Raw genomic sequence first — 24,184 nt, forward strand, 5'->3', positions numbered from 1 at the left:
CGCCCCTTCAACCTCCCCCCGCCCCCCACACCTGCCTGCCCCAACCCCCCACCCCGCCCCCCCCCCCCCGGCTGCCCGCTGCCCCTCCGCCCCCCCCGCCCCCCCGGGGGGGGGCCCACCACCGGAAGTTCCCGCGGGACCCGTCGCGCACCGTCCGGTAGCGGGTCCGCGCGGCACGCCGGTCGGCGGCCGCCTAGCGTGGCGGGCATGGAGCACCCCGAACCCGACACCCGGACCCTGGAACGCAGCCTCGGCGAGTACGTGCGCGCGGTCGCGGCCGCGGTCGGCGTCCCGGACGAGAGCACGACGGTCGAGATCAGCGACACGGCCACCGCCTACCTCGGGCTCCCCCGACGCTGGCGCGACCGGCCGCACCACGACGTCATGCTGGTGTGGAGCGAACGGCGCGGCTGGTCGCTCGCGGTGGAGACCGACCCCGCCGAAGCCGTGATCGTCCTCGCGTACCACGGCGGCGACAACCTCGTGCCGCCCCCGGACGCGGTCGCTCGGTTCGTCGCTGACACCGCCGCCGGGCGCCACACCGGTCAGGAGCGTCCCCGGCCGGTGGCCGCCGCGACCCGCAGGTCGCTGGCCGAACGGCTGAGACCCTACCTCCGCGACGCCCCCGAACCGGGCTCCGCCGTTCCCGCGGGCGGCTGACCGCGTGACCCACCGGCGTGGTCGGGGCCGTCCACTCCGGACAACAAGGCCCGGCACCGCATTCCGGCGGCGGCGGCCCGTTCGGGAATTCCGTCCGGCTCGGTCCCGGTCGCGGTGGCCGGGTACCGGCCCGGAACGCTGCCGGTGCGTCCCGCGGTGCAGCCGCCGCCGAACGCGGCCGGCAGGTCGGCGAGCACCACGGCCCGCACCGAGCACGGCCACGGCGCGCGTGCCACCATCGCGTGCCTCGCCGTTCCTCGGGCGGCGAACGGACGGTCGGCGCGGTGCACGACCACCGGGTTCCGGAGCGGGCACCTTCGCGGTAGCCCCGCCGGCCAGGGAAACGAGACCGCGCCGGAGCCGGCCGGCGGTATGATCGGAGCGCGGATTCCCGAGCGTCCGGACCCTGCTCTCACAGCGGCCGCCAGTGTGGCCGAGCCCGGCCATCCCACACCAGGAGCAGGAGCTTCATGACCGCCACGCGAACCTTCCCGCGGCATCAGCCAGGACCGCAAACCCTCCTTGCCGGCCGCGCCGGCAGGATGGCGGCACCGGACCGCTCCGCCGCGCCGGTGCGCTGATCCGATGCCGGAACACGACTCTTCCCCCGTGCCGTACGGGCTCTCCGTCGCGGCCGCGGTCGCCTGGCGCGCGCTGATCGTCGCGGGCGCACTGACGGTCGTGGGCTTCCTGGCCGTCAAACTGGCCTCGGTGCTGGTCCCGGTCGCGGTGGCGCTGTTGCTCGCGGGCCTGTTCTCCCCGGCCGTTTCCTGGCTGGCGGGCAAGAAGGTGCCCCGCGGACCGGCGACCGCGATCGTGCTGGTCGGGGGAATCGCGCTGGCCGGCGGCGTGGTGACGTTCGTGGTCATCAGCGTCACCGTGGGTATGCCCGGGCTGATCGACCAGGTCACCGCGAGCCTGACCGACCTGCACACCTGGCTGCGCACCGGGCCGCTGCACCTGAGCCAGGGCCAGCTCGACGAAATGCTGGGCAACCTGACCGCCATGCTCGGCCGGAACAAGTCGGCGATCGCCTCGGGTGCCCTCACCACCGCGATCACCGTCGGGGAACTGCTCGCCGAGTCCCTGCTCACCGTGTTCTGCCTGATCTTCTTCCTCGCCCAGGGAAACACGATCTGGGCGTTCGTGCTGCGGGCCGTGCCGGCACGCCTGCGCGACCGCGTCGACGTCGCCGGCCGCAGCGGGTTCACCACCCTGGCGCACTACATCCGCGGCACCGCCGTCGTCGCGTTCGTCGACGCCGCCGGCATCGGCCTCGGCCTGGTGATCATCGGGGTCCCGTTGGCGGCTCCGTTGAGCGCGCTGGTCTTCCTCGGTGCGTTCGTCCCCGTCATCGGCTCGGTGATCGCCGGCGGAATCGCCGTCCTCGTGGCACTGGTGGCCAACGGAGTGTGGGCGGCGGTCATCGTTCTCGCCGTCGTCGTCGGTGTCATGCAACTCGAAAGCCACGTCCTGCAGCCACTGCTGCTCGGGCGGGCCGTCCGGCTGCATCCCCTGGCCGTGGTTCTCGCGCTGGCCGCCGGGCTCGTCACCGCCGGCATCGTCGGGGCCCTGCTCGCCGTGCCCCTGCTGGCCGTCTTCAGCTCGGGCGTGCGAAGCCTGACCACCCGGCCGGAGAACCACTCGCCCGGGCGAACCGGGCCCGGCGCTTCCCGCGCTGGTCCGGAAGACCGCGCCCGAGACGCCGGCGCCCCATGACGGCGCGTCCTGTGCGCCGCCTCCGCTGAGCAGACCGGCCTGGCGCGGGCCACCGCCATCGGCTCGCCGAACCCCGTCCATGGCGGACGGTCATGATCCGGCGCGCCCGCCCTGGTGCCGGATGGAGTCCCCGCCCTTGTGGTGGTCCCTCCGCCCGTACACGCCTTCGAGCACGCTCTCGAGTTTGTGCACGGCACCCCGGCACACCTCTCCGGCCGAACCCCGCGGTGACTGACAGTCACCGTCCGCCGTCCGGCCGCCTGTGCCTCGAGCACACAGCGGCGGTCCAGTCCGTCGCCGCCCGACCGAATCCCCTCGGACCCGGCGATCGATGGGGTGGCGCTCGAATATCCGACGACGCCGCTCACGGTCCGACAGTCCTGCCACGCCACAGCTGTCGCGGTCCGGCCTGCTCGCTCACCGTCCACAATAGACCCGAACGCACCGGGCCGGACCACCACGCGCATTGGTCCGGATCAAAAGGGCACCGTCGAGGGCCGTTAGTGCCCGATCGGCCCGCCGGGTGTTGACCTCGCCGGAACGCGTACCTACCGTCCGATCACGCTTTCCGGCGGACGCGGGTGCACGGCCCGCGGGAAGTCCGCCCTTCCCGAGGAGGTGCCATGCTGTCGAGGCGTACCTTCGTCACCGCGGGCCTGGTGGCCGCCGCAGCCGGTACGCCGCTGTGGTCCGCCGTCACCGCGCCGAACGCCCGGGCCGCCGCGGCCTTGCCGTTGACGCTGAAGAACAATTCGGGCAGCGGCACCGTCTACGCCTACATCACCGGCGCGGACACCTCGGGCCGCCCGGGCTTCGTCACCGCCGACGGCCGGTTCCACGCGCTGCCCAACCCGTCCTCGCCGGTGACGCCGGTCCCGGACTACGCGATCCCGCTCGGCGGCTCGGGCGCCCAGCTCACGGTGACGCTGTCCGACTACCTCATCGGTGGCCGGGTGTGGTTCTCGGTCGACCGGAAGATCCAGTTCTTCGTCAACCCCGGACCCGGACTGGTGCAGCCCGGCTTCACCAGCTCCGACCCGAACTGGCAGACGAACTGGACGTTCTGCGAGTTCACCTACAACAGCGCGAACCTCTACGCGAACATCAGCTACGTCGACATGGTGGCGCTGCCGGTGTCGATGGCCACCACGGGCGCGGCGGGCTCGCAGTCGGTCAGCCCCCTGCCGAACGGCGCCCTGGGGAGCATCGCGGACGGGCTGCGGGCGCAGCACAGCGCGGACGGTGCGCCGTGGGACCGGCTCGTCGTCACCGACGCGGCCGGCAAGGTGGTGCGGGTCCTCGCGCCCGGCCACTCCCCCGTCGACTTCGGCGGCTACTGGACGAACTACCTCAACGCCGTCTGGGACCACTACCGCACGACCCCGCTGACGATCAACGGGCAGGGCGGCATCGGCTCCTTCACCGGCACGGTCAGCGGGGACGCGATCGTCTTCGCCGGCCTGAACACCAACGGCGTGCCGTTCACCAAGCCGAGCGCGGCCGACATCTTCGGCTGCGCGAGCGGACCGCTGTACAACTCCGGCAGCGACGCCCGGGGCGCGGTCGCCGCCCGCCTGGCCGCCGCGCTCAACCGCAGCAGCCTGCTGGTGGCCGACGGCAACAACCAGCCCGACGGCGTCGCGCCGTCCCAGTACTACCGGGACGCCACGACCAACCACTACGCGCGCCTGGTGCACCAGTACGCGTCGATCGGCTACGCCTTCCCGTACGACGACGTGGGCCCGACCGGCGCCCAGCCGGTCGACGGCCACCTCCAGGACCCGGCCCCGACGTCCTGGACGGTCTCGCTCGGACCGGGAGCCGGCGGCGGCACGACCCCGCCCGGCTCCGGCGGCACGAGCGCGTACTCCACCATCCAGGCGGAGGCCTACAACGCGCAGAGCGGCACCCAGAACGAGTCGTGCGGCGACACGGGGGGCGGGGTGGACGTCGGCTGGCTGGCGAACGGCGACTGGCTCAAGTACGCCCGCGTCGACTTCGGGTCGAGCTCGCCGAACCAGTTCGTCGCGCGCCTCGCCTCCGGTGCGGCCGCCGGGGTCAGCGGGGCCGTCCGGGCGCGCCTGGACAGCGTGTCGGGCCCGGTCATCGCCGAGATCGACTTCGCGAACAACGGCGGCTGGCAGCAGTGGCAGACGGTCCCGGCCAACGTGGTCGGCGCGGCCACCGGCGTGCACGACCTCTACCTGACGTTCTCCGGCAGCTCGTCGGACTTCGTCAACGTCAACTGGTTCACCTTCACCCGCTGACCGGGCCGCTCCCCGGGTCGGTCACGACCCGGGGAGCCTGGCCAAGCGGGGCGAAGTAGGCGAAGATCCCCCGGTGCCCGAACTCAGAGGATTTACCCTCTTTGCCCGGATCGGCTTGACCTGCTACGCGGTGGTGCACCTGATCGTCGCGTGGCTGGCGGCCCAGGTGGCGCTCGGCGACCACGAGAAGGCGGACAAGGCCGGCGCCCTGCAGCTGGTCGCCGCCGGCGGCGGGGCGTGGCTGCTGTGGGTGGTGGCCGCCGGGACGGGCCTGCTGGCGCTGTGGCAGCTCACCGAAGCGATCGCCGGCCACCGGCACGCCCCACCGCGCCGCCGGCGGGTGCGGCGGATCACCAGCGGCGTCGAAGTCGTCTTGTACGGTCTCGTCGCCTACAGCGCGGGCAAGACCGCCACGGGCGGGTCCGGCAAGGCGGGTTCGGTGGTGGCCACGGTGCTGGCGGAACCGTGGGGCGCCGCCGCAGTGGTCACGGCCGGTGCCGCCGTGATCGTCGCCGCCGCCTTCCTCGCCCACCGGGGCATCGGAAAGAAGTTCGTCCACGACCTCGACTTCAGCGGAGCATCCCGGGGCATCCGGCGCTCGACCGAGCGGCTCGGCCAGATCGGCTGGTGCGCCATGGCGATCACGTACGGCACGGTGGGCGCCATGTTCGTCCTGGCCGCCGTCCGCTACGACCCGGCCAAGGCCGCCGGCCTGGACCCGGCGCTCAAGACGCTCGCCGTGCAGCCGTACGGGCAGGTCCTGCTCCTGGCGCTCGCCGCCGGCATCGCGGTCTTCGGCGTGTTCGCGCTCCTCGAAAGCCGGTTCCGCAAGATCTGAGGTAAACCGATCGGTTTTCATTCCGCGGGAAACCGGCTAATCTCGGAGGATGACCACCGAGGCGAAGCCCACCTCCCGAGAGCGGCTGCTGGAGGCAGCGGCCACCCTCACCTACCGCGACGGCGTGGGGATCGGCGTCGAGGCGCTGTGCAAGGCGGCGGGGGTGTCGAAGCGCTCGATGTACCAGCTGTTCGAGAGCAAGGACGAACTGCTGGCGGCGAGCCTGAAGGAGGGCGCCGCCAGCTTCGTGGCCGGTTTGCTGCCCCCGGCCGGCGACGGCCGTTCACCCCGCGACCGGATCCTGCACGTCTTCGAGCGGGTGGCGGCGCAGGCGGCCGAGCCCGGGTTCCAGGGCTGCCGCTACCTGGCCGTGCAGATCGAACTCAAGGACCGGAGCCACCCCGCGAGCCGGGTGGCCCGCCGGATCAAGCGGAACCTGCTGACGTTCTTCCGCACCGAAGCCGAACAGGGCGGCGTGAGCGACCCGGACCTGCTGGCCCGGCAGCTCCTCCTGGTCTTCGACGGCGCCAGCGCCCGGGCGGGGATCGGAGCCGACAACCTGAAGGGGCTCATCGCCCCCACCGTGGTCACCTTGCTCGAGGCGGCGGGCCTGCGCTGAGCGGGCCACCGGTCAGGAGGAGGCCTGCCGTTTCGCCGGAGGCCGCCAGCCACCGGTGACCTCCTTGGCCGGCTTGTGCGGGAACCGGCGCCCGGCGTGTTCCTGCGCACGGGAGCCCGGCATGACGTACAGGGTCTCCTTCTTCTCCTGCAGCGGTCGCAGCACGGTGTTCAGGAAAGCCTTGCGGTCCTCCAGGTACGGGCCGAGGACGTCCTCGCCGGCGGGACAGACGGCCACGCAGTAGCCCGACTTGTAACCGGGCGGAGAGCTCAGGCTCTGCCACATCGAGGCACTTTCCGCATCGGTCACCCGGGAGCGGTAGTCGGCGGCGTCCTCGCTGTCGGCCACGGTCTGCGCCCAGTCGGTGAACCCGCTCATGAACTCGCGGTAGTTGTGCGTGGTGCACGCCAGCCCGTCGAAGTCCCCGTCCTTGCCGATGGCTCCGACCGGGCAGGCGGTGACGCACAACTTGCAGTCGATGCAGGGGTTGTAGTCCAGCGCCTGTCCGTACGCGCTCACTTCGGCGTCGACCAGGACGGTGACCAGGAGCACGAAGCTGCCGAACTTCGGGTGGATCACGTTGCGGTGCAGCCCCATCACCCCGAGCCCGGCGGCCACCGCGACCGTCTTGTGCGCCACCACCCAGATCCGGTCCGTCCCGAAGCGGTCCATCTCCTGCGGGAACCCGACCGACGGGTTGAGCGCGCGGTAGCCGGCGTCCTGCAGGGCCCGGGTGACGTCGCGGGCGGTGTGGTTGGCCTGTTCGTCGGTCTGGTGGAACTCCTGGTTGGCCACGCTGCGCGCCGGGGAGCGGCAGTTGTCGCGGTTCATCCGGAACGCCATCGCGATCAGGGTGCGGGTGCCGGGCAACGCGCCCAGCACGTACTCGCGCTCGCCGGCCAGGTCGGGGTGGTCCAGGCCGACCGCGGCCACGTCGTCCGCCCCGGCCGCCAGGCACAGCTCCCGCAGCCAGGCGGCGTCGATCACCGCCGGCGGCCTCGCGGCTCCCCCGGCCGCGCGCCGGGCGAGCACGGCTCGCACCGACGGGTGGGCGGCCAGCTTCGCCGGAAGCTTCGGCTCATCGGCGGGTGCGCTGGTCATCCGGCCTCCTCGTCAGTCGATCGGCACCCGAGGTGAAAACCGATCGGTTTCTGATCATTTTCCCACGGTAGCACCTCGGCTTGCCCTTGGAAACCGATCGGTTTACACTTCGCGAAACCGATTGGTTTCTTCAGTCGCACCCAGGAGCCGGCAAGATGCCCGACCAGACGTCAAGTCCCACGATCCAGATTCCCGGCACCACCAGCCACACCCTCGCCGCCCGAGGACGGCACGAGGGGACGGTGCGCTACCTCAAGGCGGGCACCGGCGCTCCCCTGATCCTGCTGCACACCGTGCGGACGCAGGCCGAGCACTTCCGCCACCTGATTCCGCTGATCTCGGCGCAGTACACCGTCTACGCCGTCGACCTCCCGGGGATGGGCTACTCCGAGATCGTGCCCGGCGCGTCCTCCGAAGAACCGGCGATGCGTGCGGGCGTCGAACGGCTCCTCACCGACCTGGACCTCGACGACGTGACGCTGCTGGGCGAGTCCATGGGCGCGGTCCTCGCCCTGACCACCGCGGCCGACCAGCCCGACCGGGTCCGGCGCGTCGTCGCGGTGAACACCTACGACTTCGCCGGCGGCATCGCCCGGTCCGGCCTCCTCGCCCGGCTGGTCGTCACCGGCGTCCTCGCCCCGGGCGTCGGCCCCGTGGTCGCCGGGATCGAGCCCAAGCCCGTGCTCCGCAAGATCCTCCAGGGCGGCCTCGGCGACAAGAGCGCCCTGCGCGAGGACTACCTGGACGAACTCCTCCAGGTCGGCCAGCGTCCCGGCTACGCCACCGTGGCCCGGGGCGTCTACCAGAACCTGCCCAGCCTCATCGCGGCCCGCTCGCGCTACCCCGAAATCAAGGCACCCATCCACCTCGTCTACGGCGAGAAGGACTGGTCCCGGCCCTCGGACCGGCAGGCCAACAAGCACCTGCTGCCCGAGGCCGACTTCACGCTGGTGTCCGGGGCGGGCCACTTCATCGCCCTGGAACGGCCCGATGTGCTGGCCGACCTGGTGAACTCCGCAGCCTGACGCACCGAGCCGCCGATGAGCCCGGCGAGCCCGGAACGAACCGGTACTAGGCTGCCTCGGGTGAGTTCCGGCGAAGGCGGGAAGGCCTGCTTGGCGAACCTGCCGTCGCCGCTCGAGGAGCTGCACGACGAGCGGCTCGTGCCCCACGGTGTCCACCTCCGGCTGAAGCGGGACGACCTCGTCGACCCGGAGATACCGGGCAACAAGTGGCGCAAGCTCCGGTACAACCTCCAGGCCGCCCGGCAAGAAGGTTTCTCGAGGCTCTTGACCTTCGGCGGCGCGTTCTCCAACCACATCCGCGCGACAGCGGCGGCCGGCCACCGCTTCGGATTCGAGACGATCGGCGTCATCCGCGGCGAGGAACACCACCCGCTCAACGATTCCCTCGCCGCCGCCGTCGAACGCGGCATGACTCTGACCTACCTCGACCGGGCCACCTACCGCCGCAAGACCGAGCCCGAGGTGCTCGCCGCGCTGGAGCATCGGTTCGGCGCCTGCTACGTCCTCCCCGAAGGAGGGAGCAACGGCCTTGCCGTCCGGGGCACCGCGGAACTCGTCGGCGAGCTCCCGGCGGACTTCGACGTCATCTGCTGCGCCACCGGAACGGGCGGCACACTGGCCGGTATCGCCGCCGGCCTGCCGGGTCCCCGGCACGCGCTCGGCTTCGCGGTGCTCAAGGGCGGCGAGTTCCTGGCGGACGAAGTACGTCGCCTGCAGCAGGAAGCCTACGGAGTGGCGACGGCGAACTGGTCCGTCGAGACCGGCTTCCACTTCGGCGGTTACGCGAAGCACACCTCGGCACTCGACAGCTTCATCGCCGACTTCGACGAGCGCCATGGCATCACGCCGGACCGGGTGTACGAAGCGAAGATGCTCTACGGGCTGTTCGCCCGCATCGAGGCCGGCGACTTCGCACGGGGGACCCGGATCATCGCGGTGCTGAGCTGACGGCTGCGCCGTTGCCGTGGCGTCCGGTCAGCCGAGCGAGGCACTCGCGGCGCGCAGCTCGTCGAGAGCCTCGATGAGGCAGGCGGCGAACCCGTCTTCGGTGGCGCCGTCGCCGTCGGACCATGCGGCGTAGCCCCGTTTGAACGCGAGGACGCCGAGCTCGCCGGCGAGGGCGGCGGTCGGATCGGGCACGCCGCGGGCGATCAGGGCCGTGGTCATGGCGGCCGCGAGGCTGACGCTCTTGAGTGCGTTGCGCTCCTGGAGTTCCGTGCTGGCGGCGATGGCCGCCTTCAGGCGGGGGGCGATCTCGCGGTTCACCGGGCCCATCGCGGTCGAGGCGCGGACGAGGCCGGCGGCGACCGCCTCGAGCGGGCCGGCGTCGCCGGGCGCCTCGGCGATGCCTTCGGTCAGCAGCCTGCCCAGTGCCTCCTGGCCGGCGACCAGCAGCTCGCGCTTGTCGGGGAAGTGCCGGAAGAAGGTGCTCTTGGTGACCCCGGCGCGCTCGGCGATCTGCGTGACCGTCGTGGCGTCGTAGCCCTGCTCGGTGAACAGGTCGACGGCCGCCACGACGAGGCGTTCGCGTGCTCCCGGTTCCCAGCGACCCATGGGGAGCATCATAGGCGACGGGACTCTTGTACCATCACTCTGGTACGGTGACGGGACAAGAGTCCCATCACTTGCGGGAGAATCCTGATGCGCGTCTTCATCACCGGCGGTACCGGCCTGATCGGCTCCGCCGTCGTCGCCGAGCTTCTCGGCAACGGTCACACCGTCCTCGCCCTCGCCCGCTCCGACGCCTCCGCGCAGGCCGTCTCGGCCGCCGGCGCCGAACCGATCCGGGGAGCACTGGCCGACCTGGACGTCCTGCGCGTCGGCGCCGCACAGGCCGACGGCGTGCTCCACCTGGCCTTCGCCAACGACTTCAGCAGCCCCCAGGCCCTGGCGACCGCGGTCGCCGAGGAAAGCGCCGCCCTCGCCACCCTCGGCGAGGCACTCCTCGGCAGCGACCGCCCCTTCGTCGCCTGCTCGGGCACGCCCGCCGTGCCGGGCCGCGCCTCGACCGAGGCCGACCCGACTCCGACCGAAGGGCCGGTCGGTGGCCGTGGCCGTGCGGTCGCCGGAGTCCTGGACCTGGCCTCGCGCGGAGTCCGCAGCTCGGCCGTGCGCCTGCCACGGACGGTCCACAACGAGGGCAGCGGCGGGTTCGCCGGCGTGCTGACCGGGATCGCGCGCCGCAGCGGAGTGTCCGGCTACCCGGGCGACGGCACCCAGCGCTGGCCTGCCGTGCACGCCCTCGACGCCGCGGTGCTCTTTCGGCTCGCCCTGGAGCAGGCGCCGGCCGGCACCGTCTGGCACGCCGTGGACGACGAAGGCGACCAGGTGCGGGACATCGCCGCGGTCATCGGACGGCGGCTGGGCCTGCCCGTCGAGCCCGTGCCGGTGGACTCCTACGGCCCCCTCGGCGTCATCTTCGCGGCCGACCAGCCCGCCTCCAGCACCCATACCCGGCAGACGCTCGGCTGGGAACCGAAGCACCCGAGCCTGCTGGAAGACCTCGAGAACCTCCGGCCCTGACCGACCGGCACGGGGAAGGCGACCCGCGGTCCCGCTCGCACAGACGCCGGCCGGACCGGGACGCCGATTTCCCGTGTTCCGGTCCTGGGAACACGGGTACCCGGACCCCACGAGCCTTCAGCCCGGAGGCCGCGAGGAAGGTGGGGGGCCGATGTCGACCAAGTACGCGGAAGCGACCGGCGAGCAGGTCGAAACCCTGGTGCTGGACGTCGAGGACGACCTGGCGGAACTGTCCTGGGTTCGCCGCTGGGCCCGTTCCGCGCTGCACGATCTGTCCGAAGCGGACCTGGCGGACGCCATCATGGTGCTGGACGAGCTCGCGTCGAACGCGCTCCGCCACGGGACCCCGCCCCGCCAGGTGCGGTTGCTGCGCCGCACGGGATGGCTGCGGATCGAAGTCGACGACTCGTGCCGCGATCCGGCGTGCCCCCGGCCGCCCTCGGAGACCGGCGGGCGGGGACTCGCGCTGGTCGAGCACTGCACCATCGCCTGGGGACAGGACCAGCGGCCGACGGGGAAGACGGTCTGGGCCGAGATCGTCTCCGCAGCTCAGCCTGCCGAGTGAGAACGCCTGTTTGACCGGCGGGGCAGGCGGGTATCTCCGCGCCGAACCGAGCCGCCACCAGCTCAGGGTGGCGGTTCCTCCGGAAAAGGAGCTCTGCCACCGTGATCGTCCTCGGCGTCATCCTGATCATCCTCGGCTTCGTCATCGGCATCCCGGTGCTGTACACGATCGGCATCGTGCTCGCCGTCGCGGGCGTCATCCTGGCGATCGTCGGCGGAACCGGACGCAAGATCGGCGGCCGCGCACACTGGTACTGAGCCGGACACTCCCCCGCATCGCGGGAAGTTCGCTCCTCGCGAAGTCTTGCGCAGGGCCGGAAGCCACAGCTTCCGGCCCTGCGCCGGGTCCGGCGTTCCCGTTTCGCTGAACGACACGGCGGAAGGTCCGCCGAAGCAGTGGAGGAGGAACGAATGCGCCGGCCCGGATTGATCCTGCTCGGCGGCCTTCCCGGCACGGGCAAGTCGACCGTCGCCGTCCCCGTGGCGCGCGAACTCGGGGCGGCCTACCTGCGGATCGACCGGATCGAACAGGCGCTGGCGGACTCCCGCGAACTCCCGGAAAAGCCCCGGGCGTCCGGCTACCTCGTCGGGTACGCGCTGGCCCGCGACCAGCTCGACCTCGGCGTCACCGTGGTCGCCGAATGCGTGAACCCCCTGAAGATCACGCGCGATGCCTGGAGGCAGGTGGGCGATCGGCACGGGCGGTGGACGCCCGAAGTCGAGCTGGTCTGCTCCCGGCCGGAGGAACACCGCTCCCGCGTGGAGAACCGGACCGTCGACATCGCGGGCCTCCGGCTGCCGACCTGGCAGCAGGTGGCCGACCGCGAATACCAGCCATGGGACCGCGACCACCTGGTCATCGACACGGCCGTGACGAGCGTGGCGAACAGCGTGGAACTCGTTCTGCAGCACGCGAACGCCGCCGAACGGCTGACGCCGTCCTGACCTTCTCCCGGACTCGACCGGTCAGGAACCGGTGCTGCGCAACGAAGCCGACGCCGCGGCAGCGACCGCTTCGGCCACTGTGGACAGTTCGGGGAGGTCCAGTTTCCACTGTTGCCAGTAGAGCGGCACGTCCACCGGCCGGTCCCGCGCGAGGGGCACCAGCGTGCCTCCCCGCAGCCCGGCTGCCGCCTGCGCCTCGGGCACCATGCCCCAGCCGAGGCCGGCTTCGATCGCGGCGACGATCGCCTCCGATGCCGGGACGTGGTGCCGCAGCGGGCTCGCCCCGTCCCCGCCGAGCTCGCGCACGAACGCGTCCTGCAGGTCGTCGTGGTCGTCGAACACCACGACCGGCGCTGTCGACAGGTCTTCCCGCAGGGCACCGGTCACCCACCGCGCCACGAAGGCCGGACCGGCCAGCGGCAGGTAGCGCAGGGCGCCGAGCGGGCGCACGGAGCAGCCCTGGACCGGGATGGCCGAGGACGTCACCGCCGCCATCACCCGGCCCTCCCGCAGCAACGTGGTGGTGCGGTCCTGGTCCTCGCGGTGCAGTTCGAAACAGATCGGCGGGTCGGCGGTCACCCCGGCGAGCGCCGGCAGGAACCAGGTGGACAGCGAGTCGGCGTTGACCGCGATCGCCACCCGGACGGGTTCGCCGCTCAGGCCCAGTTCGGCTCGGGCGTCCCGCTCGAGGGCCGCGAGCCGCCGCGCGAACCGGACCACCACCTGCCCGGAGTCGGTGACCCGCACCGGTTTCGTGCGGGTCACCAGCACGCTGCCGGTGCGCTGTTCCAGTGCCTTCACCCGCTGGCTCACCGCCGACGGCGTCACGTGCAGCGCGGCCGCGGCGGCGTCGAACGTACCGGCGTCGACCACCGCCAGCAGCGTCCTGACCTGGTCCAGCGGCAGCTCTGTCATCACTCGACGGCACCACTGTGCGCCGGAAACGCGGCCAGGCCGCTTTCGATCAAGGAGGCGGCGCTGCGGACGTCGCCGGCCGCCGCGGCGAGGGCCTCCTCGACGGATTGACCGGGCTGCAGCCGCACCCGCAAGGCGCGGTAGTGCATCCGCCAAAGCCCCAGGAGCGCGACGGCGGCGATCTGGGGTTCCGGATCGGCGGGCCGGAGCCCGGCCCGGGTGGCCAGCGCTTCGGCGGCGACGTCGACGAAGCGGTCGGCGAGGTCGTTCTGGTAGGCGCGCAATGACGGGTTCTCGCGGATGAGATCGCCGAACTTGCGGTACCCGGCCAGCGCCGCGTCTGCACCCCGAGCATCGGTCAGGGTCGCGGCGAGAGCGCGTCGCTCCTCGTCGAGGATCTTCAGCATCGCGGCCACCGGCGGCAGCGCGGGATCCGCCAAGCGGGTCCGGAGCGCTTCGGCGAGGGGCTCGAGCCGGTCCAGCACCAGCGCCTCTTTGCTCGGGAAGTAGTTGAAAACCGTCTTTTCCGACACTCCGCAGGCGGCCGCGACGTCGGCGACGCGGACCGCGTCGAAGCCGTGCTCGACGAACATCCGCGCGGCGGTGTCCGACAACTGCCGGCGCATCGCGCGCTTCTTGCGCTCGCGCAACCCTTCCCCGTCCACCCGGCGGGTTCCCGAACTGGCCACGTCCGAAGACTACTACAGCCACTCCAAAAGTTCTGTTACTGTACTTTTACAGTCACAGCATTGAGGAGTTCCGCTCATGTCCGCGATCACCATCGTCCGCGACTACCCCCACTCGCCCCTGAAGGTCTGGCGGGCGGTGACCGACCCGGCCCTCATCCCCCGCTGGACCTCGACCGGAAAGGGCGCCCGCGCGGTCGGATTCGAACCCGTGGCCGGCAACCGGTTCCAGTTCGTCGCCAAGCCGATGCCCGGCTGGCGCGGAATCGTCGAGTGCGAGGTCCTGGAGGTCCGCGAACGGGAACTCCTGCGCTACAGCTGGGTGGGTGCGGCGGGCGAAGCTCCCAGCTACGTCGGCTACCAGCTGGAACCGACGGCCGGCGGCACCCGGTTCACCTACCGGCACACCGGGTTCACCGGCGTCGGCGGGTTCGCCATGGCCAAGGTGCTGGGCGCCGTCCGCAAGAAGATGCTCACGGTCGGCGTGCCCGCCCTCCTGGCCGAACTCGACGAAAGCGGCGCCCTGCGCCCCGGCACCCCACTGCGGCCGGAGGACGAGCGGTGACGGCTTCCTCCTGAAGCGGCCGAGTTCACCGCGATCGTGGGCCCCGCTACGCGGAGACCGGCTCGAGCGCGTCCTCGGCCGGGCGCGCCGCCGTCACGACGGGTTCGCCGCGGCCCAGGAAGCCGTAGCCCGCGCCGACGATCACGCCGCCGCCGACCAGGTTGCCCAGCCCGACCAGGACCAGGTTGACCGCGAACGCACCGGTGGTGGCGCCCGGCACGTCCTCGAACAGACCGAGGGAGAACACCGTCATGTTGGCCACGACGTGTTCGAAGCCGGAGCCGATGAAAGCCAGCAGGCACCAGAAGATCAGCGTCAGCTTCGCGCCGTCCGACTTCGTCCGGGCGGCCGTCCACACCGCGAGGCAGACCAGGAAGTTGCAGAGCACGCCGCGGAAGAACAGCATCGCCGCGGATTCCGCGGTCTTCGCCTTCACCGTGGCCGCCAGCAGAGCGGCCGCCGGAGCGGCGTGCCCGGGGGTGGCGCCGGCCTGCAGGATGCCGCTCTCGTGGATCAACCAGGCGAACACCACCGAGCCCAGCAGGTTGCCCGCGAACGATCCCCCGATCACGGCGAGCCCGGCGCCGGCACCGCGGCGCCGGGCGAACACGCCCTGCACCATCGTCATCATGTTGCCCGTCGACAGCTCGCCGCCCGCGAACACCACCAGCGTCAACGCGATCCCGAACACCAGTCCCTGCACCAGCTTGGTCCACGGCGACTGGGCCGCGCTCAACGGTCCCGTGATGGCGAGCAGCAGCACCACGGCGACCCCGATGTACGCGCCGGCCAGCGCCGAGCTCACGAGGTACCGGCCCGGCCGCCGCAGCTCGGCGATCTTGCCTCGCGCGGCATCGGCCTGGACGGTGAGGGCTTCGGAAATCGGGACGGGCACGGCTGCTCCTCCTGGCGGTCCGGACTACGGTGATCGGATGATCACCGGCCCAGTCGAACCGGAGCCGGAAACATCGCCGTAGCGCCGGCGTCACTCTTGCGTGACCGGAATCGCACCGCGGCGGCTCGGCGCGGTGAAGTCGTCCATACGCCCCGAAAAGGACGGCGGCCCGAGCCGGCGAACGTGACGATCACCTGCCGATCCACCGGTGCGGCGGACGTCACCTCCCCGTGCCGGTTTGCCCCGGCGCGGCCGATGCGGCATGTTTACCCGCGAGACGCCGGGAAGCCGGGGGCAACGCCCGTCCTCCGCCGGGGCCCGGCCGGTTCGACGTGGGCGGGAGACTTGGTGCCCGAAGTGATGTGCGGTGGGCGGCCGGGATGAGCACCGTCGTCGCGATCGTGGTTTTCGTGGTGGCCTATGTTTTCATCGCCACCGAAAGGATTCCCAAGCTGGTCGCCGCGCTCGCCGGTGCGGGTGTCGTGCTCGCCTTCGGGGTGGTCGGCTCCGAGGACGCGTTCTTCTCGCACGAAACCGGCGTCGACTGGGACGTCGTCTTCCTGCTGCTCGGCATGATGATCATCGTCGGCGTGCTGCGCAAGACCGGCGTCTTCGAGTTCACCGCGATCTGGGCCGCCAAGCGCGCCAAGGGGTCGCCGCTGCGGGTGATGATCCTGCTCGTCCTGATCACCGCGATCGCGTCGGCGTTCCTGGACAACGTCACCACCGTGCTGCTGATGGCCCCGGTGACGCTGCTGGTCTGCGACCGGCTCGACGTCCAGCCGGCCCCGTTCCTCATCGCCGAGGTCTTCGCCTCCAACATCGGCGGCGCCGCCACCCTGATCGGTGACCCGCCGAACATCATCATCGGCAGCCGCGCCGGGCTGAGCTTCAACGACTTCCTGGTCAACATGGGCCCGATCGTGCTGCTCGAGATCATCGTGTTCACGCTCGTGCTGCCCCGGCTGTTCCGCGGCTCGTTCGCCGCCGACCCCGCCCGGGTCGCCGACGTCATGAAGCTCAACGAACGCGAAGCCATCCGCGACCGGAAGCTGCTGGTCAAGAGCGCCGTCGTGCTGGCCGCCGTGTTCACCGCGTTCATCGGGCACTCGGTGGTCCACATCGAGCCGTCGGTGGTCGCGCTGCTCGGCGCCGGGATCCTCGTGCTCGTCTCCCGGGTCAAGCCGAAGGACTACCTCGCCGCGGTCGAATGGGAAACGCTGCTGTTCTTCGCCGGGCTGTTCATCATGATCGGCGCCCTGGTCAAGACCGGCGTGATCGACGATCTGGCGCGGCTCGCCGCCGATGCCACCGGCGGCAACGCCCTGCTGGCCGTCCTGCTCGTCCTCGGCGTCTCCGCGCTGCTGTCCGGCGTGATCGACAACATCCCCTACGTCGCCACGATGAGCCCGCTGGTACTGGCCCTCACCGAGGACATCCCCGACCCGGCGCACTCGGAAGCCCTCTGGTGGGCGCTCGGCCTCGGGGCGGACTTCGGCGGCAACATGACCGCGATCGGCGCCAGCGCCAACGTCGTCGTCCTGGGCATCGCCGCGCGGGCGGGCAGCCCGATTTCGTTCTGGGAGTTCACGAAGAAGGGCGCGATCGTCACGCTGATCACCGTGCTCGTCGCCGCGCCCTACCTGTGGCTGCGGTACTTCGTCTTCACCTGACCCGCGCGCCCCGGCTCAGTGCGGGGTGAGGGCGAGTTCGAGCAGCCGGGAAGCGGTGATCACGCCGATCAGGGTGCCGTCCCGCAGCACGGCGGCCAGCGGGCAGCGCAGCCGCGCCATCGTCGCGGCGACCTCCACGATCGTGTCGTCGTGGTCGACGGCGGCGAGCTCCGGCGGTTCGCCGGGCAGCAGGTCGCGGACCGTCCGGCCGCTCAGCTTGTCCGCGACCCGGTCGGCCATCGACTCGTCGAGCACCCCGGCGAGCGACGGATCGTCCTGGACGTAGCGCGGCACCAGGAACCGCACGACCTGCGACGCCGGCAGGATCGAGAAGGGCCTGCCGTCCTTGTCCGTGACGACCAGGCCGGGCAACCGGTGCGCGGCCAGCGACCGCGCCGCTTCCAGCGCATCGGAATCCACGTCCACCACCGGGAACTCCTCGGCCATCTGCTCGGCGTGCATCTCCGCAGCCTACGGCGAACCGAGCCGGCCGCAGCCGGGACGACGCGGTCTTGCCGCATTCTTGATTCCGCACCGCCCGGCAACTCGGGAACACTGCGGGGACGGCAGGCTCAGTGCCCGGCACCTCCCGGGCGTTACCCGAGGAGTACACGATGGAGTGGGAACCGACGCGGCGATCCCTGCACGGCGTCGCCGAGCTGCTGCTGGCGGGTCCACAGCACCGGGCGACCGGGCGGATCGACCTTCGCGTGGTCACCGGCGGCTTCGCCACCGTGGCGGGCCCCGAGCGGCGCGTCGAAGGGGGCGCACTCCGCACGGACGCGGCCCGGGTCCCGCTCGCCGGCCGCAGCTACGCCGACGCGGCGGCGGAAGCCGGGCTCGAAGCCGGCGAACCGGCCGGGGTGTACGGCGGCGGCCCGGGAATCGGGGTGGCGGAGGCCATCGTCCTCGACGCGGAGGTCCTCAAGCTGCTCCTCGCTGCCTTCGCCGACGGCGACCGGGCGCTGCGGGAGTTCGCCCCGGGCACCGATCCGGTGCTGTGGCCGGAGCACTTCGACGTCGCGATCGCGGTCGGCGAGGTCAACTACGGCGTCTCCCCCGGCGACGGCTACCTCGGCGAGCCGTACGCCTACGTCGGCCCGCACCACCCGCGGGACGGCGAGTTCTGGAACGCCCCGTTCGGCGCGGCCCGCGCGCTGCGCGAGCTGGCCGGGGCGGACGCGATAGCCGGCTTCTTCGCGGCGGGCCGGGACCGGCTCGGGTGAGTCCGCCCGTCCGGCAGCGGGGCCCGGGAGCCGTGCGCTCCCGGGCCACCCGGTCAGCTCACCTGCAGGTCGATGCAGGCGTAGAACGCGTTGGCCGTGTCGGCGATGTTCCACACCGCCAGGACCGTTTGCCGTCCCGTGTGGCTGCCCAGGTTCACCTGGTGCGCGACCGTCGCCGGCGGCTGCTGGTTGTTGCCGCTCACCTCGGCGATCTTCTGGCCGCCGATGAAGTACTGGTAGTTCGCCGTGCGGTGGCGGGCCGTGAAGGTCCACGAGAAGGTCACCGTGCGGCCGACCGGGGCGGCGCGCCAGCCCTTGCCGTTGTCGTTCAGCTCGGCGAACCGGGCTACTCCGCCGTTGCAGGATCGCAGGCCTTTGGGGCCTTCGACGCTCTGGGGTTCGTACTGGATCTCCCCGCACGGCACCGTGTGCTGGGCGCACTGCGCCTGCCTGCTGGCCGGCGAGCTGACGTAGCCGTGCGCGCTCGCGATTCCGGCGGGGTTGAGCACCACCAGCACCGGGGCCAGGAGAGCACCCACCGCGGCCGCGACCAGTTTGCGGTTCATCACAGCTCCTTCGGGGACAGGCTCGCCTCCCCGTCGCCGAGAGGTCCGCCGCGACGGGAAGGGTTACGAGCGAAGGAAAATTGTGGTCTAGACCATACTTCGATCCGGTACCCCGGTCAACGGCCGGCAACGCCGGGGTCGACGTTGGTAAGACGCCAACCACCCGCCGGCGTTCCGGTCAGCGGGACTCCGGCGGCGAGACCGGCGGCGGCGCACGGGGCGCGTGCCTCTAGGATCACGCCGGTGACCACCTACGACGACACGTTCGAGCACCTCGACGCCTCGGCTCTGCCGGAGCGGCAGCAGAAGATCCTGGTCGCCATCCGGGACTGGGTGGTCCACCACGGCTACTCCCCCAGCACGCGCGAGCTCGGCGAGGCCGTCGGCCTGCAGTCGACGTCTTCGGTGTCGAAGCACCTGGCGAGCCTGGAAGACAAGGGTTTCCTGCGCCGCGGCGCCACCGTGTCGCGCCCGATCGACGTGCGCGCGTTCCTGCACGGTCCCGCTGCCCGCGAGGACGGCGACTCGGTGTCGGTGCCCGTCGTCGGCGACATCGCCGCCGGCACGCCGATCTCGGCGATCGAGCACACCGACGACGTCCTCAAGCTGCCGCGCGACCTCACCGGGCGCGGCACCGTGTTCGGGCTGCGCGTCCGCGGCGACTCGATGATCGACGCCGCCATCTGCGACGGCGACATCGTCGTGGTCAAGCAGCAATCCGAAGCCCACTCGGGGCAGATCGTGGCCGCGATGATCGACGAAGAGGCGACCGTCAAGGTCTACCGCCGCCGCGACGGGCACGTGTACCTCGAGCCCCGCAACCCGGCCTACGACGTCATCGACGGCGACCGCGCGGTGGTCCTCGGCGCGGTCGTGTCGGTGCTGCGCAGCGTCTGACCCGCCGTCACTTCACCAGGTGACCGGCAGTTCGTAGACCCCGTACACGGATCCGTCGTGCTTGAACGGGATCCGCTCGACCTCGGTGGCCAGTGCCAGTGTCGGGATCCGCCGGTACAGCGTGCTGTACACGACCTGGAGCTCGAGCCGGGCCAGCGGCTGGCCCAGGCACTGGTGGACGCCGAAGCCGAAGGCCACGTGCCGGTGCGCGTCGCGGGTCAGGTCCAGCCGGTCGCCACCGGGGAAGGCCGCCGGATCGCGGTTGGCGATGTCGTTCGCCATGATCAGGCCCTCACCCGCGCGGATCACCCGGCCGGCGACCTCGATGTCTTCGAGCGCGACGCGGCGGCGCCCGTTGTGCGTGATGTTCAGGTAGCGCAGCAGTTCTTCGACCGCCGACGCGACCAGCGCCGGGTCGTCGCCGTCGCGCAGCAGCGCCAGCTGGTCCGGGTGCTCGAGCAGGGCCAGAGTGCCGAGCGCGATCATGTTCGCCGTCGTCTCGTGGCCGGCGATGAGCAGCAGCACGCCCATCTGCGCCGCCTCGGACCGGGTCAGCTCCCCCGCCGCGACCCGGGTGGCGAGCCCGGAGAGCAGGTCGTCGGCGGGGTGGTCGAGCTTCTCCCCCACCAGCTGGTCGAGGTAGCCGATCAGCGCCCGGTGCCCGGCCGCCCGCTCTTCCGGCTTCGCGTCGCGGCGGATGATGACCTTGCTGCTCTCCTGGAAGAAGGCGTGGTCGGCGTAGGGCACCCCGAGCAGTTCGCAGATCACCAGCGACGGCATCGGCAGCGCGAACGCCTCGACGAGGTCGGCCGGGTTCGGGCCGGCCAGCAGCTCGTCGATCAGGTCGTCGACGATCTTCTGCACCGCCGGGCGCATCGCGGCGACCCGGCGGATCGTGAACGGCGCGGTCACCATCTTGCGCAGCCGCGCGTGTTCGGGGTTGTCCATCAGGATGAAGCTGATGCCGGTGCCGCCCTTCGGCAGCGGCGCGGGGCTCGGGTAGCCCGGCCGCGTGACGTCGGCGCTCACCCGCGGATCGGCCAGCAGCGCCCGCTGCTCGGCGTAGCGGGTCACCAGCCACGGCGTGCTGCCGTCCCACAGCCGGACGCGGGTGAGCGGGGCCGTTTCCTGCAGCGCGCGGGCGGCGGGCGGCGGGTCGAAGGGGCAGCCCGCGGCGCGCGGCATCGGGAACTCGGGGATCTCGGTGGTGCTCGTCATGGTTCCTCCGCGGTGGCCATCGGTTCGTGATCAGTCAATCGAGACTGCTACGCTAAGTCAAGCGACTGATTTAAATCGCTGGTTCACCGCGTCCACCGGAGGTCCGCTCGTGCCCGACCCATCCACGCCCGCCCGGGAGGCGTCCCCCCGCGTGCCTCTCGTCGTCGCGGTCCTCGCCCTCGCGGGCGTCACCGTCTCGTTGATGCAGACGCTGGTCATCCCGCTGATCCCGGCGCTGCCCCGGCTGCTGCACGCCTCCGCCGCCGACGCCACCTGGGCCATCACCGCCACCCTGCTCGCGGCCGCGGTCGCGACGCCGACCATGGGCCGGCTCGGTGACATGTACGGGAAGCGGCGGATGCTGCTCGTCAGCCTCGGCGCGCTGGTCGCCGGCTCGGCGATCGGCGCGCTCTCCGACAGCCTCGTGCCGATGGTCGCCGGGCGGACCCTGCAGGGTCTCGCCGCCGGCGTCATCCCGCTCGGGATCAGCATCATGCGCGACGAGCTGCCCGCGGAGCGGCTCGGCTCCGCCACGGCGCTGATGAGCGCGTCACTCGGCGTCGGCGGCGCGCTGGGCCTGCCCGCGGCGGCCCTGCTGGCCGAAAACGCCGACTGGCACGCGCTCTTCTGGACCGCGGCAGGACTCGGCGTGGTCGTCACCGCGCTCGTCGTCGCGTGCGTGCCGGAATCGCCGGTCCGCACCGGTGGCCGGTTCGACGTGCCGGGCGCGGCCGGGCTTTCGATCGCGCTGGTGTGCCTGCTGCTGGCCATCTCGAAGGGCGCGGCCTGGGGCTGGGGCAGCGCCTCGACGCTGGGGCTGTTCGCGGCCGCCGCCGTCGTCCTGCTGCTGTGGGGCCACTGGGAGCTGCGGACCCGGCAGCCACTGGTGGACCTGCGGACGACCGCGCGGCGCCAGGTCCTGCTGACCAACATCGCGTCCGCGGTGTTCGGCTTCGCGATGTTCGCGATGTCCCTGGTGCTGCCGCAGCTGCTGCAGCTGCCCGCGGCGACCGGGTACGGCCTCGGCCGCTCGATGCTCGCGGTGGGCCTGGTGATGGCGCCGTCCGGACTGGTCATGATGGCGCTGGCGCCGGTGTCCGCGCGCATCTCGGCCACGCGCGGCCCGAAGACGACGCTGATGCTCGGCGCGGTGGTCGTCGCCGCCGGGTACGCCCTCGGCATCGTCCTGATGAGCGCGGCCTGGCACCTGGTGCTGATCTCGAGCATCATCGGCGCCGGCATCGGGCTCGCCTACGGCGCCATGCCCGCGCTCGTCATGGGCGCCGTACCGGTGTCGGAGACCGCGGCGGCCAACAGCCTCAACACGCTGATGCGCTCGATCGGCACGTCCGTCTCCAGCGCCACCGCCGGGCTGATCCTGGCCCGGCTGACCATCTCGTTCGGACCGGCGACCCTGCCTTCGCAGAACGGTTTCCGGCTCGTGCTGGGGATGGGTTCGGCCGCCGCGCTCATCGCACTGGCCGTCGCCGCGTTCCTGCCCCGCCACGAACCGGCGCCCACCGCCGCAGCGTCCCCGGAACCCGCCGCCGCCGGCCGCTGACCGGCGTACCCGGGCGGACCGGCCGGCGATCAGGTCGTTCGTCTCGCCGGCCTCACAAGTCTCACCGACAACTTCTGTCAAGGCTTCTCGGCGACGACCGCCAGCGTCGCGTACGGCAGCACGAAGCTCCCGCCGAGTGCGTCGATGGCCGCGCCGACGCCGGCGAGCACGTCCGCCAGCGCGTCCGGGGCGAGCCGGGTCAGCCCGCCGGTCGTCGGCAGGAAGTCCAGCCATTCGTCGCGCGTGTAGGTCCGCTCCCAGGCGAACCGCCACCGCTCCGGCTCACCGAAGGCGCGCACCGCGCGGATGTCGTCGGCGAACTTGGTGAACATCGCGTCGTAGACGTCCGCGGCACTCCGGGACTCCCCCGCGAACGGCGAGCCGGGCAGCACCCGCCGGATGCCCTCGGCGAGGGCGTCCGCCACCGTGACCGGCGGCTGGAACGCGTGCGCGAACACGGCGAGCAGCCCGCCGGGCCGCAGGACCCGCGCCGCTTTGGCCGGGCCCGCGACGGGGTCGACCCAGTGCCAGGCCTGCCCGGCGACGACGACTTCGAAGGTCCGCCCGGCGGCGTCCCAGTCCTCGAACTTCGCGACCTCGACATCGATTCCGCCGCGGCGTGCGAAGGCGGCCATCCGCGCATCGGGGTCCACCCCGAGCACCCGGCACCCCGCGGCGCGAAACTGCCGCGCTTCGATCCCGGTGCCGCAGCCGACATCCAGGAAATCCGGCCCGGGACTCCCGGCAAGGAGGCGTTCGACCAGTTCACGGGGGTACGCCGGCCGCGCGCGGTCGTAGCGTTCGACGTCGGCACCGAAGGACTCGGCCATCAGGCGGGCTTCATGAGGTTGAGTGGGCATGCGCCCACCTTAATGGGCACTTGCCCACCTCGGCAACCGCGTAGGCGGTCGCGTCGGGCGTACCGGAGAATGGGCGCATGCCGACCGGGGTCCACCTGCGCGACGTGCGCCAGCAGCTGTTCCACGCGGCCGAGCGCGTCCTGCTCCGAGGGGGGCCGAATGCCCTGACCAGCCGGGCGGTCACCACCGAAGCGGATGTGGCCAAAGGCGTGCTGCACCGTCACTTCGCCGACTTCGACGACTTCCTGGCCGAGCTGGTGCGCGATCGCATCGCGCGCCTGACCGATCAGTCCGCCCTGCTGCGTGCGGCGGCGGGAACCCGCACGGTCGCCGAAAACCTGACCGGCGCACTGACCGAGCTGTTCGACCCGGTGTCCGTGGCTCTGACGAGCTTGTTGTTCTTCCGCGACGAGCTGCGCACCCGCTTGCACCACCGCGGCCGCGGATTACCCCTTTTGGTGGAAGCGCGCGAAATGCTGGCCACCTACTTGTCGGCCGAACGCGAACAGGGCCGCATAGCCGTCGACGCGGACGTGGATTCCCTGGCCCTGTCCTTGATCGGCGCGGCCCACCTGCTGTTCGCGGGCCGCGACCGCACCACCCTCCCGGACATCGAAGAGCTGACGAAGCTGGTGCACACGATCACGGCCGACGCAATCCAGCGCCGCCTGCTGTAAGACGGCACTGCGGTAAAGCCCGCACCGGCCCAAGCCGCAGCGCCGGCCGCACGGGACCACAGCCGGGGGTCCGGGGGCGCGCCCCCCGCCGGGGCGGGGGGGGGGGGGGCCCCCCCCCCCCAACCATAAAAGCCCCCCGGGCGCGGTGAGCCACACCGGGGCGTGGGGGGAGAAAGGGGGGGCG

General features: G+C 72.0%; 26 protein-coding genes. 17 read left to right on the forward strand and 9 right to left on the reverse strand.

Features of this window, described 5'->3' with window-relative positions; translation table 11 throughout:
* Positions 1 to 207: 207 nt before the first annotated feature.
* The 5 genes from AB0F15_RS40860 to AB0F15_RS40880 all read left to right on the forward strand — a co-directional run bounded on the left by AB0F15_RS40860 (position 208) and on the right by AB0F15_RS40880 (position 6,103).
* Positions 208 to 660 carry a DUF6292 family protein gene (locus AB0F15_RS40860; protein ID WP_360282523.1) on the forward strand — a complete coding sequence of 151 codons (453 nt, stop codon included), beginning with the start codon at positions 208 to 210 and terminating at the stop codon, positions 658 to 660.
* A gap of 585 nt (positions 661 to 1,245) precedes the next feature.
* Positions 1,246 to 2,379 (forward strand): AI-2E family transporter, encoded by a 1,134-nt coding sequence (locus AB0F15_RS40865; protein ID WP_360282525.1) that lies wholly within the window; start codon positions 1,246 to 1,248, stop codon positions 2,377 to 2,379.
* Positions 2,380 to 3,002: 623 nt separating this feature from the next.
* The gene (locus AB0F15_RS40870) at positions 3,003 to 4,646 is read left to right on the forward strand and encodes a beta-1,3-glucanase family protein (protein ID WP_360282527.1); all 1,644 of its coding nucleotides are present in this window, start codon (positions 3,003 to 3,005) and stop codon (positions 4,644 to 4,646) included.
* 115 nt (positions 4,647 to 4,761) lie between these two features.
* Positions 4,762 to 5,484: a DUF1206 domain-containing protein gene (locus tag AB0F15_RS40875; RefSeq protein WP_360282529.1), complete on the forward strand. Its 723-nt coding sequence runs from the start codon at positions 4,762 to 4,764 to the stop codon at positions 5,482 to 5,484.
* Positions 5,485 to 5,533: 49 nt separating this feature from the next.
* Entirely contained in the window at positions 5,534 to 6,103 is a 570-nt protein-coding gene (locus AB0F15_RS40880) for a TetR/AcrR family transcriptional regulator (protein WP_360282531.1), read from the forward strand.
* Positions 6,104 to 6,115: 12 nt separating this feature from the next.
* Here the strand turns inward: AB0F15_RS40880 and AB0F15_RS40885 are convergent, their stop codons facing one another.
* Positions 6,116 to 7,204 carry a 4Fe-4S binding protein gene (locus AB0F15_RS40885; protein WP_360282533.1) on the reverse strand — a complete coding sequence of 363 codons (1,089 nt, stop codon included), beginning with the start codon at positions 7,202 to 7,204 and terminating at the stop codon, positions 6,116 to 6,118.
* A 155-nt stretch (positions 7,205 to 7,359) separates the two neighbouring features.
* On the opposite strand from AB0F15_RS40885, the gene AB0F15_RS40890 reads away from it, so the two are divergent.
* Positions 7,360 to 8,229 (forward strand): alpha/beta hydrolase, encoded by an 870-nt coding sequence (locus tag AB0F15_RS40890; protein ID WP_360282535.1) that lies wholly within the window; start codon positions 7,360 to 7,362, stop codon positions 8,227 to 8,229.
* 60 nt (positions 8,230 to 8,289) lie between these two features.
* Positions 8,290 to 9,177 carry a pyridoxal-phosphate dependent enzyme gene (locus AB0F15_RS40895; protein WP_360282537.1) on the forward strand — a complete coding sequence of 296 codons (888 nt, stop codon included), beginning with the start codon at positions 8,290 to 8,292 and terminating at the stop codon, positions 9,175 to 9,177.
* A gap of 27 nt (positions 9,178 to 9,204) precedes the next feature.
* Here the strand turns inward: AB0F15_RS40895 and AB0F15_RS40900 are convergent, their stop codons facing one another.
* Entirely contained in the window at positions 9,205 to 9,783 is a 579-nt protein-coding gene (locus tag AB0F15_RS40900; protein ID WP_360282539.1) for a helix-turn-helix domain-containing protein, read from the reverse strand.
* 87 nt (positions 9,784 to 9,870) lie between these two features.
* Between AB0F15_RS40900 and AB0F15_RS40905 the strand changes: the two genes are divergently transcribed.
* The 4 genes from AB0F15_RS40905 to AB0F15_RS40920 all read left to right on the forward strand — a co-directional run bounded on the left by AB0F15_RS40905 (position 9,871) and on the right by AB0F15_RS40920 (position 12,261).
* A complete protein-coding gene (locus AB0F15_RS40905; RefSeq protein ID WP_360282541.1) occupies positions 9,871 to 10,752 on the forward strand; it encodes an SDR family oxidoreductase in 882 nt (293 codons plus the stop codon).
* A gap of 151 nt (positions 10,753 to 10,903) precedes the next feature.
* On the forward strand, positions 10,904 to 11,317 hold the full coding sequence (locus tag AB0F15_RS40910; protein WP_360282543.1) for an ATP-binding protein: 414 nt from the start codon (positions 10,904 to 10,906) through the stop codon (positions 11,315 to 11,317).
* A gap of 101 nt (positions 11,318 to 11,418) precedes the next feature.
* A complete protein-coding gene (locus AB0F15_RS40915) occupies positions 11,419 to 11,574 on the forward strand; it encodes a hypothetical protein (protein WP_360282545.1) in 156 nt (51 codons plus the stop codon).
* A 153-nt stretch (positions 11,575 to 11,727) separates the two neighbouring features.
* The gene (locus AB0F15_RS40920; protein ID WP_360282547.1) at positions 11,728 to 12,261 is read left to right on the forward strand and encodes an AAA family ATPase; all 534 of its coding nucleotides are present in this window, start codon (positions 11,728 to 11,730) and stop codon (positions 12,259 to 12,261) included.
* A gap of 21 nt (positions 12,262 to 12,282) precedes the next feature.
* On the opposite strand, the gene AB0F15_RS40925 is transcribed toward AB0F15_RS40920, so the two are convergent.
* Together AB0F15_RS40925 and AB0F15_RS40930 are read right to left on the reverse strand one after the other, a co-directional pair.
* The gene (locus tag AB0F15_RS40925; protein WP_360282549.1) at positions 12,283 to 13,176 is read right to left on the reverse strand and encodes a LysR family transcriptional regulator ArgP; all 894 of its coding nucleotides are present in this window, start codon (positions 13,174 to 13,176) and stop codon (positions 12,283 to 12,285) included.
* Positions 13,176 to 13,865, reverse strand: coding sequence for a TetR family transcriptional regulator (locus tag AB0F15_RS40930; protein WP_360282551.1), 690 nt, complete (start codon positions 13,863 to 13,865; stop codon positions 13,176 to 13,178). Before AB0F15_RS40930 ends, AB0F15_RS40925 begins: the two co-directional genes overlap by 1 nt.
* Positions 13,866 to 13,941: 76 nt before the next feature.
* Here AB0F15_RS40930 and AB0F15_RS40935 point away from each other — a divergent pair, with 76 nt between their 5' ends.
* Positions 13,942 to 14,427, forward strand: coding sequence for an SRPBCC domain-containing protein (locus AB0F15_RS40935; protein WP_360282553.1), 486 nt, complete (start codon positions 13,942 to 13,944; stop codon positions 14,425 to 14,427).
* Positions 14,428 to 14,473: 46 nt separating this feature from the next.
* Here the strand turns inward: AB0F15_RS40935 and AB0F15_RS40940 are convergent, their stop codons facing one another.
* On the reverse strand, positions 14,474 to 15,322 hold the full coding sequence (locus AB0F15_RS40940; RefSeq protein WP_360282555.1) for a formate/nitrite transporter family protein: 849 nt from the start codon (positions 15,320 to 15,322) through the stop codon (positions 14,474 to 14,476).
* A 380-nt stretch (positions 15,323 to 15,702) separates the two neighbouring features.
* On the opposite strand from AB0F15_RS40940, the gene AB0F15_RS40945 reads away from it, so the two are divergent.
* Positions 15,703 to 16,995, forward strand: coding sequence for an ArsB/NhaD family transporter (locus AB0F15_RS40945; protein WP_360282557.1), 1,293 nt, complete (start codon positions 15,703 to 15,705; stop codon positions 16,993 to 16,995).
* A gap of 15 nt (positions 16,996 to 17,010) precedes the next feature.
* Here the strand turns inward: AB0F15_RS40945 and AB0F15_RS40950 are convergent, their stop codons facing one another.
* Positions 17,011 to 17,457, reverse strand: coding sequence for a CBS domain-containing protein (locus AB0F15_RS40950; protein WP_360282559.1), 447 nt, complete (start codon positions 17,455 to 17,457; stop codon positions 17,011 to 17,013).
* A 152-nt stretch (positions 17,458 to 17,609) separates the two neighbouring features.
* Between AB0F15_RS40950 and AB0F15_RS40955 the strand changes: the two genes are divergently transcribed.
* Positions 17,610 to 18,221: a hypothetical protein gene (locus AB0F15_RS40955; RefSeq protein ID WP_360282561.1), complete on the forward strand. Its 612-nt coding sequence runs from the start codon at positions 17,610 to 17,612 to the stop codon at positions 18,219 to 18,221.
* A 53-nt stretch (positions 18,222 to 18,274) separates the two neighbouring features.
* Here the strand turns inward: AB0F15_RS40955 and AB0F15_RS40960 are convergent, their stop codons facing one another.
* Positions 18,275 to 18,787 carry a lytic polysaccharide monooxygenase auxiliary activity family 9 protein gene (locus tag AB0F15_RS40960; RefSeq protein WP_360282563.1) on the reverse strand — a complete coding sequence of 171 codons (513 nt, stop codon included), beginning with the start codon at positions 18,785 to 18,787 and terminating at the stop codon, positions 18,275 to 18,277.
* A gap of 243 nt (positions 18,788 to 19,030) precedes the next feature.
* On the opposite strand from AB0F15_RS40960, the gene lexA reads away from it, so the two are divergent.
* Positions 19,031 to 19,684, forward strand: a complete 654-nt coding sequence (gene lexA, locus AB0F15_RS40965) for a transcriptional repressor LexA (RefSeq protein WP_360282564.1) — start codon at positions 19,031 to 19,033, stop codon at positions 19,682 to 19,684.
* Between the two features lie 12 nt (positions 19,685 to 19,696).
* Here the strand turns inward: lexA and AB0F15_RS40970 are convergent, their stop codons facing one another.
* Positions 19,697 to 20,902, reverse strand: coding sequence for a cytochrome P450 (locus AB0F15_RS40970; RefSeq protein ID WP_360282565.1), 1,206 nt, complete (start codon positions 20,900 to 20,902; stop codon positions 19,697 to 19,699).
* Positions 20,903 to 21,011: 109 nt separating this feature from the next.
* Here AB0F15_RS40970 and AB0F15_RS40975 point away from each other — a divergent pair, with 109 nt between their 5' ends.
* The gene (locus AB0F15_RS40975) at positions 21,012 to 22,463 is read left to right on the forward strand and encodes an MFS transporter (RefSeq protein WP_360282567.1); all 1,452 of its coding nucleotides are present in this window, start codon (positions 21,012 to 21,014) and stop codon (positions 22,461 to 22,463) included.
* A gap of 77 nt (positions 22,464 to 22,540) precedes the next feature.
* Here the strand turns inward: AB0F15_RS40975 and AB0F15_RS40980 are convergent, their stop codons facing one another.
* Positions 22,541 to 23,293, reverse strand: a complete 753-nt coding sequence (locus AB0F15_RS40980) for a class I SAM-dependent methyltransferase (RefSeq protein ID WP_360282571.1) — start codon at positions 23,291 to 23,293, stop codon at positions 22,541 to 22,543.
* A 107-nt stretch (positions 23,294 to 23,400) separates the two neighbouring features.
* On the opposite strand from AB0F15_RS40980, the gene AB0F15_RS40985 reads away from it, so the two are divergent.
* Positions 23,401 to 24,000 carry a TetR family transcriptional regulator gene (locus tag AB0F15_RS40985; RefSeq protein ID WP_360282569.1) on the forward strand — a complete coding sequence of 200 codons (600 nt, stop codon included), beginning with the start codon at positions 23,401 to 23,403 and terminating at the stop codon, positions 23,998 to 24,000.
* Positions 24,001 to 24,184: the final 184 nt, after the last annotated feature.

The organism is Amycolatopsis sp. NPDC026612, from assembly GCF_040638285.1.
In the GTDB taxonomy this organism is placed as follows: Bacteria; Actinomycetota; Actinomycetes; order Mycobacteriales; family Pseudonocardiaceae; genus Amycolatopsis.

Coding starts and splice junctions, on each gene's coding strand:
- AB0F15_RS40935 (WP_360282553.1), top strand. CDS start 13,942: ATGTCCGCGATCACCATCGTCCGCGACTACCCCCACTCGCCCCTGAAG.
- AB0F15_RS40870 (WP_360282527.1), top strand. CDS start 3,003: ATGCTGTCGAGGCGTACCTTCGTCACCGCGGGCCTGGTGGCCGCCGCA.
- AB0F15_RS40860 (WP_360282523.1), top strand. CDS start 208: ATGGAGCACCCCGAACCCGACACCCGGACCCTGGAACGCAGCCTCGGC.
- AB0F15_RS40955 (WP_360282561.1), top strand. CDS start 17,610: ATGGAGTGGGAACCGACGCGGCGATCCCTGCACGGCGTCGCCGAGCTG.
- AB0F15_RS40985 (WP_360282569.1), top strand. CDS start 23,401: ATGCCGACCGGGGTCCACCTGCGCGACGTGCGCCAGCAGCTGTTCCAC.
- AB0F15_RS40900 (WP_360282539.1), bottom strand. CDS start 9,783: ATGGGTCGCTGGGAACCGGGAGCACGCGAACGCCTCGTCGTGGCGGCC.
- AB0F15_RS40885 (WP_360282533.1), bottom strand. CDS start 7,204: ATGACCAGCGCACCCGCCGATGAGCCGAAGCTTCCGGCGAAGCTGGCC.
- AB0F15_RS40980 (WP_360282571.1), bottom strand. CDS start 23,293: ATGGCCGAGTCCTTCGGTGCCGACGTCGAACGCTACGACCGCGCGCGG.
- AB0F15_RS40865 (WP_360282525.1), top strand. CDS start 1,246: ATGCCGGAACACGACTCTTCCCCCGTGCCGTACGGGCTCTCCGTCGCG.
- AB0F15_RS40925 (WP_360282549.1), bottom strand. CDS start 13,176: ATGACAGAGCTGCCGCTGGACCAGGTCAGGACGCTGCTGGCGGTGGTC.
- AB0F15_RS40880 (WP_360282531.1), top strand. CDS start 5,534: ATGACCACCGAGGCGAAGCCCACCTCCCGAGAGCGGCTGCTGGAGGCA.
- AB0F15_RS40920 (WP_360282547.1), top strand. CDS start 11,728: ATGCGCCGGCCCGGATTGATCCTGCTCGGCGGCCTTCCCGGCACGGGC.
- AB0F15_RS40890 (WP_360282535.1), top strand. CDS start 7,360: ATGCCCGACCAGACGTCAAGTCCCACGATCCAGATTCCCGGCACCACC.
- AB0F15_RS40970 (WP_360282565.1), bottom strand. CDS start 20,902: ATGACGAGCACCACCGAGATCCCCGAGTTCCCGATGCCGCGCGCCGCG.
- AB0F15_RS40945 (WP_360282557.1), top strand. CDS start 15,703: ATGAGCACCGTCGTCGCGATCGTGGTTTTCGTGGTGGCCTATGTTTTC.
- AB0F15_RS40950 (WP_360282559.1), bottom strand. CDS start 17,457: ATGCACGCCGAGCAGATGGCCGAGGAGTTCCCGGTGGTGGACGTGGAT.
- AB0F15_RS40960 (WP_360282563.1), bottom strand. CDS start 18,787: ATGAACCGCAAACTGGTCGCGGCCGCGGTGGGTGCTCTCCTGGCCCCG.
- AB0F15_RS40905 (WP_360282541.1), top strand. CDS start 9,871: ATGCGCGTCTTCATCACCGGCGGTACCGGCCTGATCGGCTCCGCCGTC.
- AB0F15_RS40910 (WP_360282543.1), top strand. CDS start 10,904: ATGTCGACCAAGTACGCGGAAGCGACCGGCGAGCAGGTCGAAACCCTG.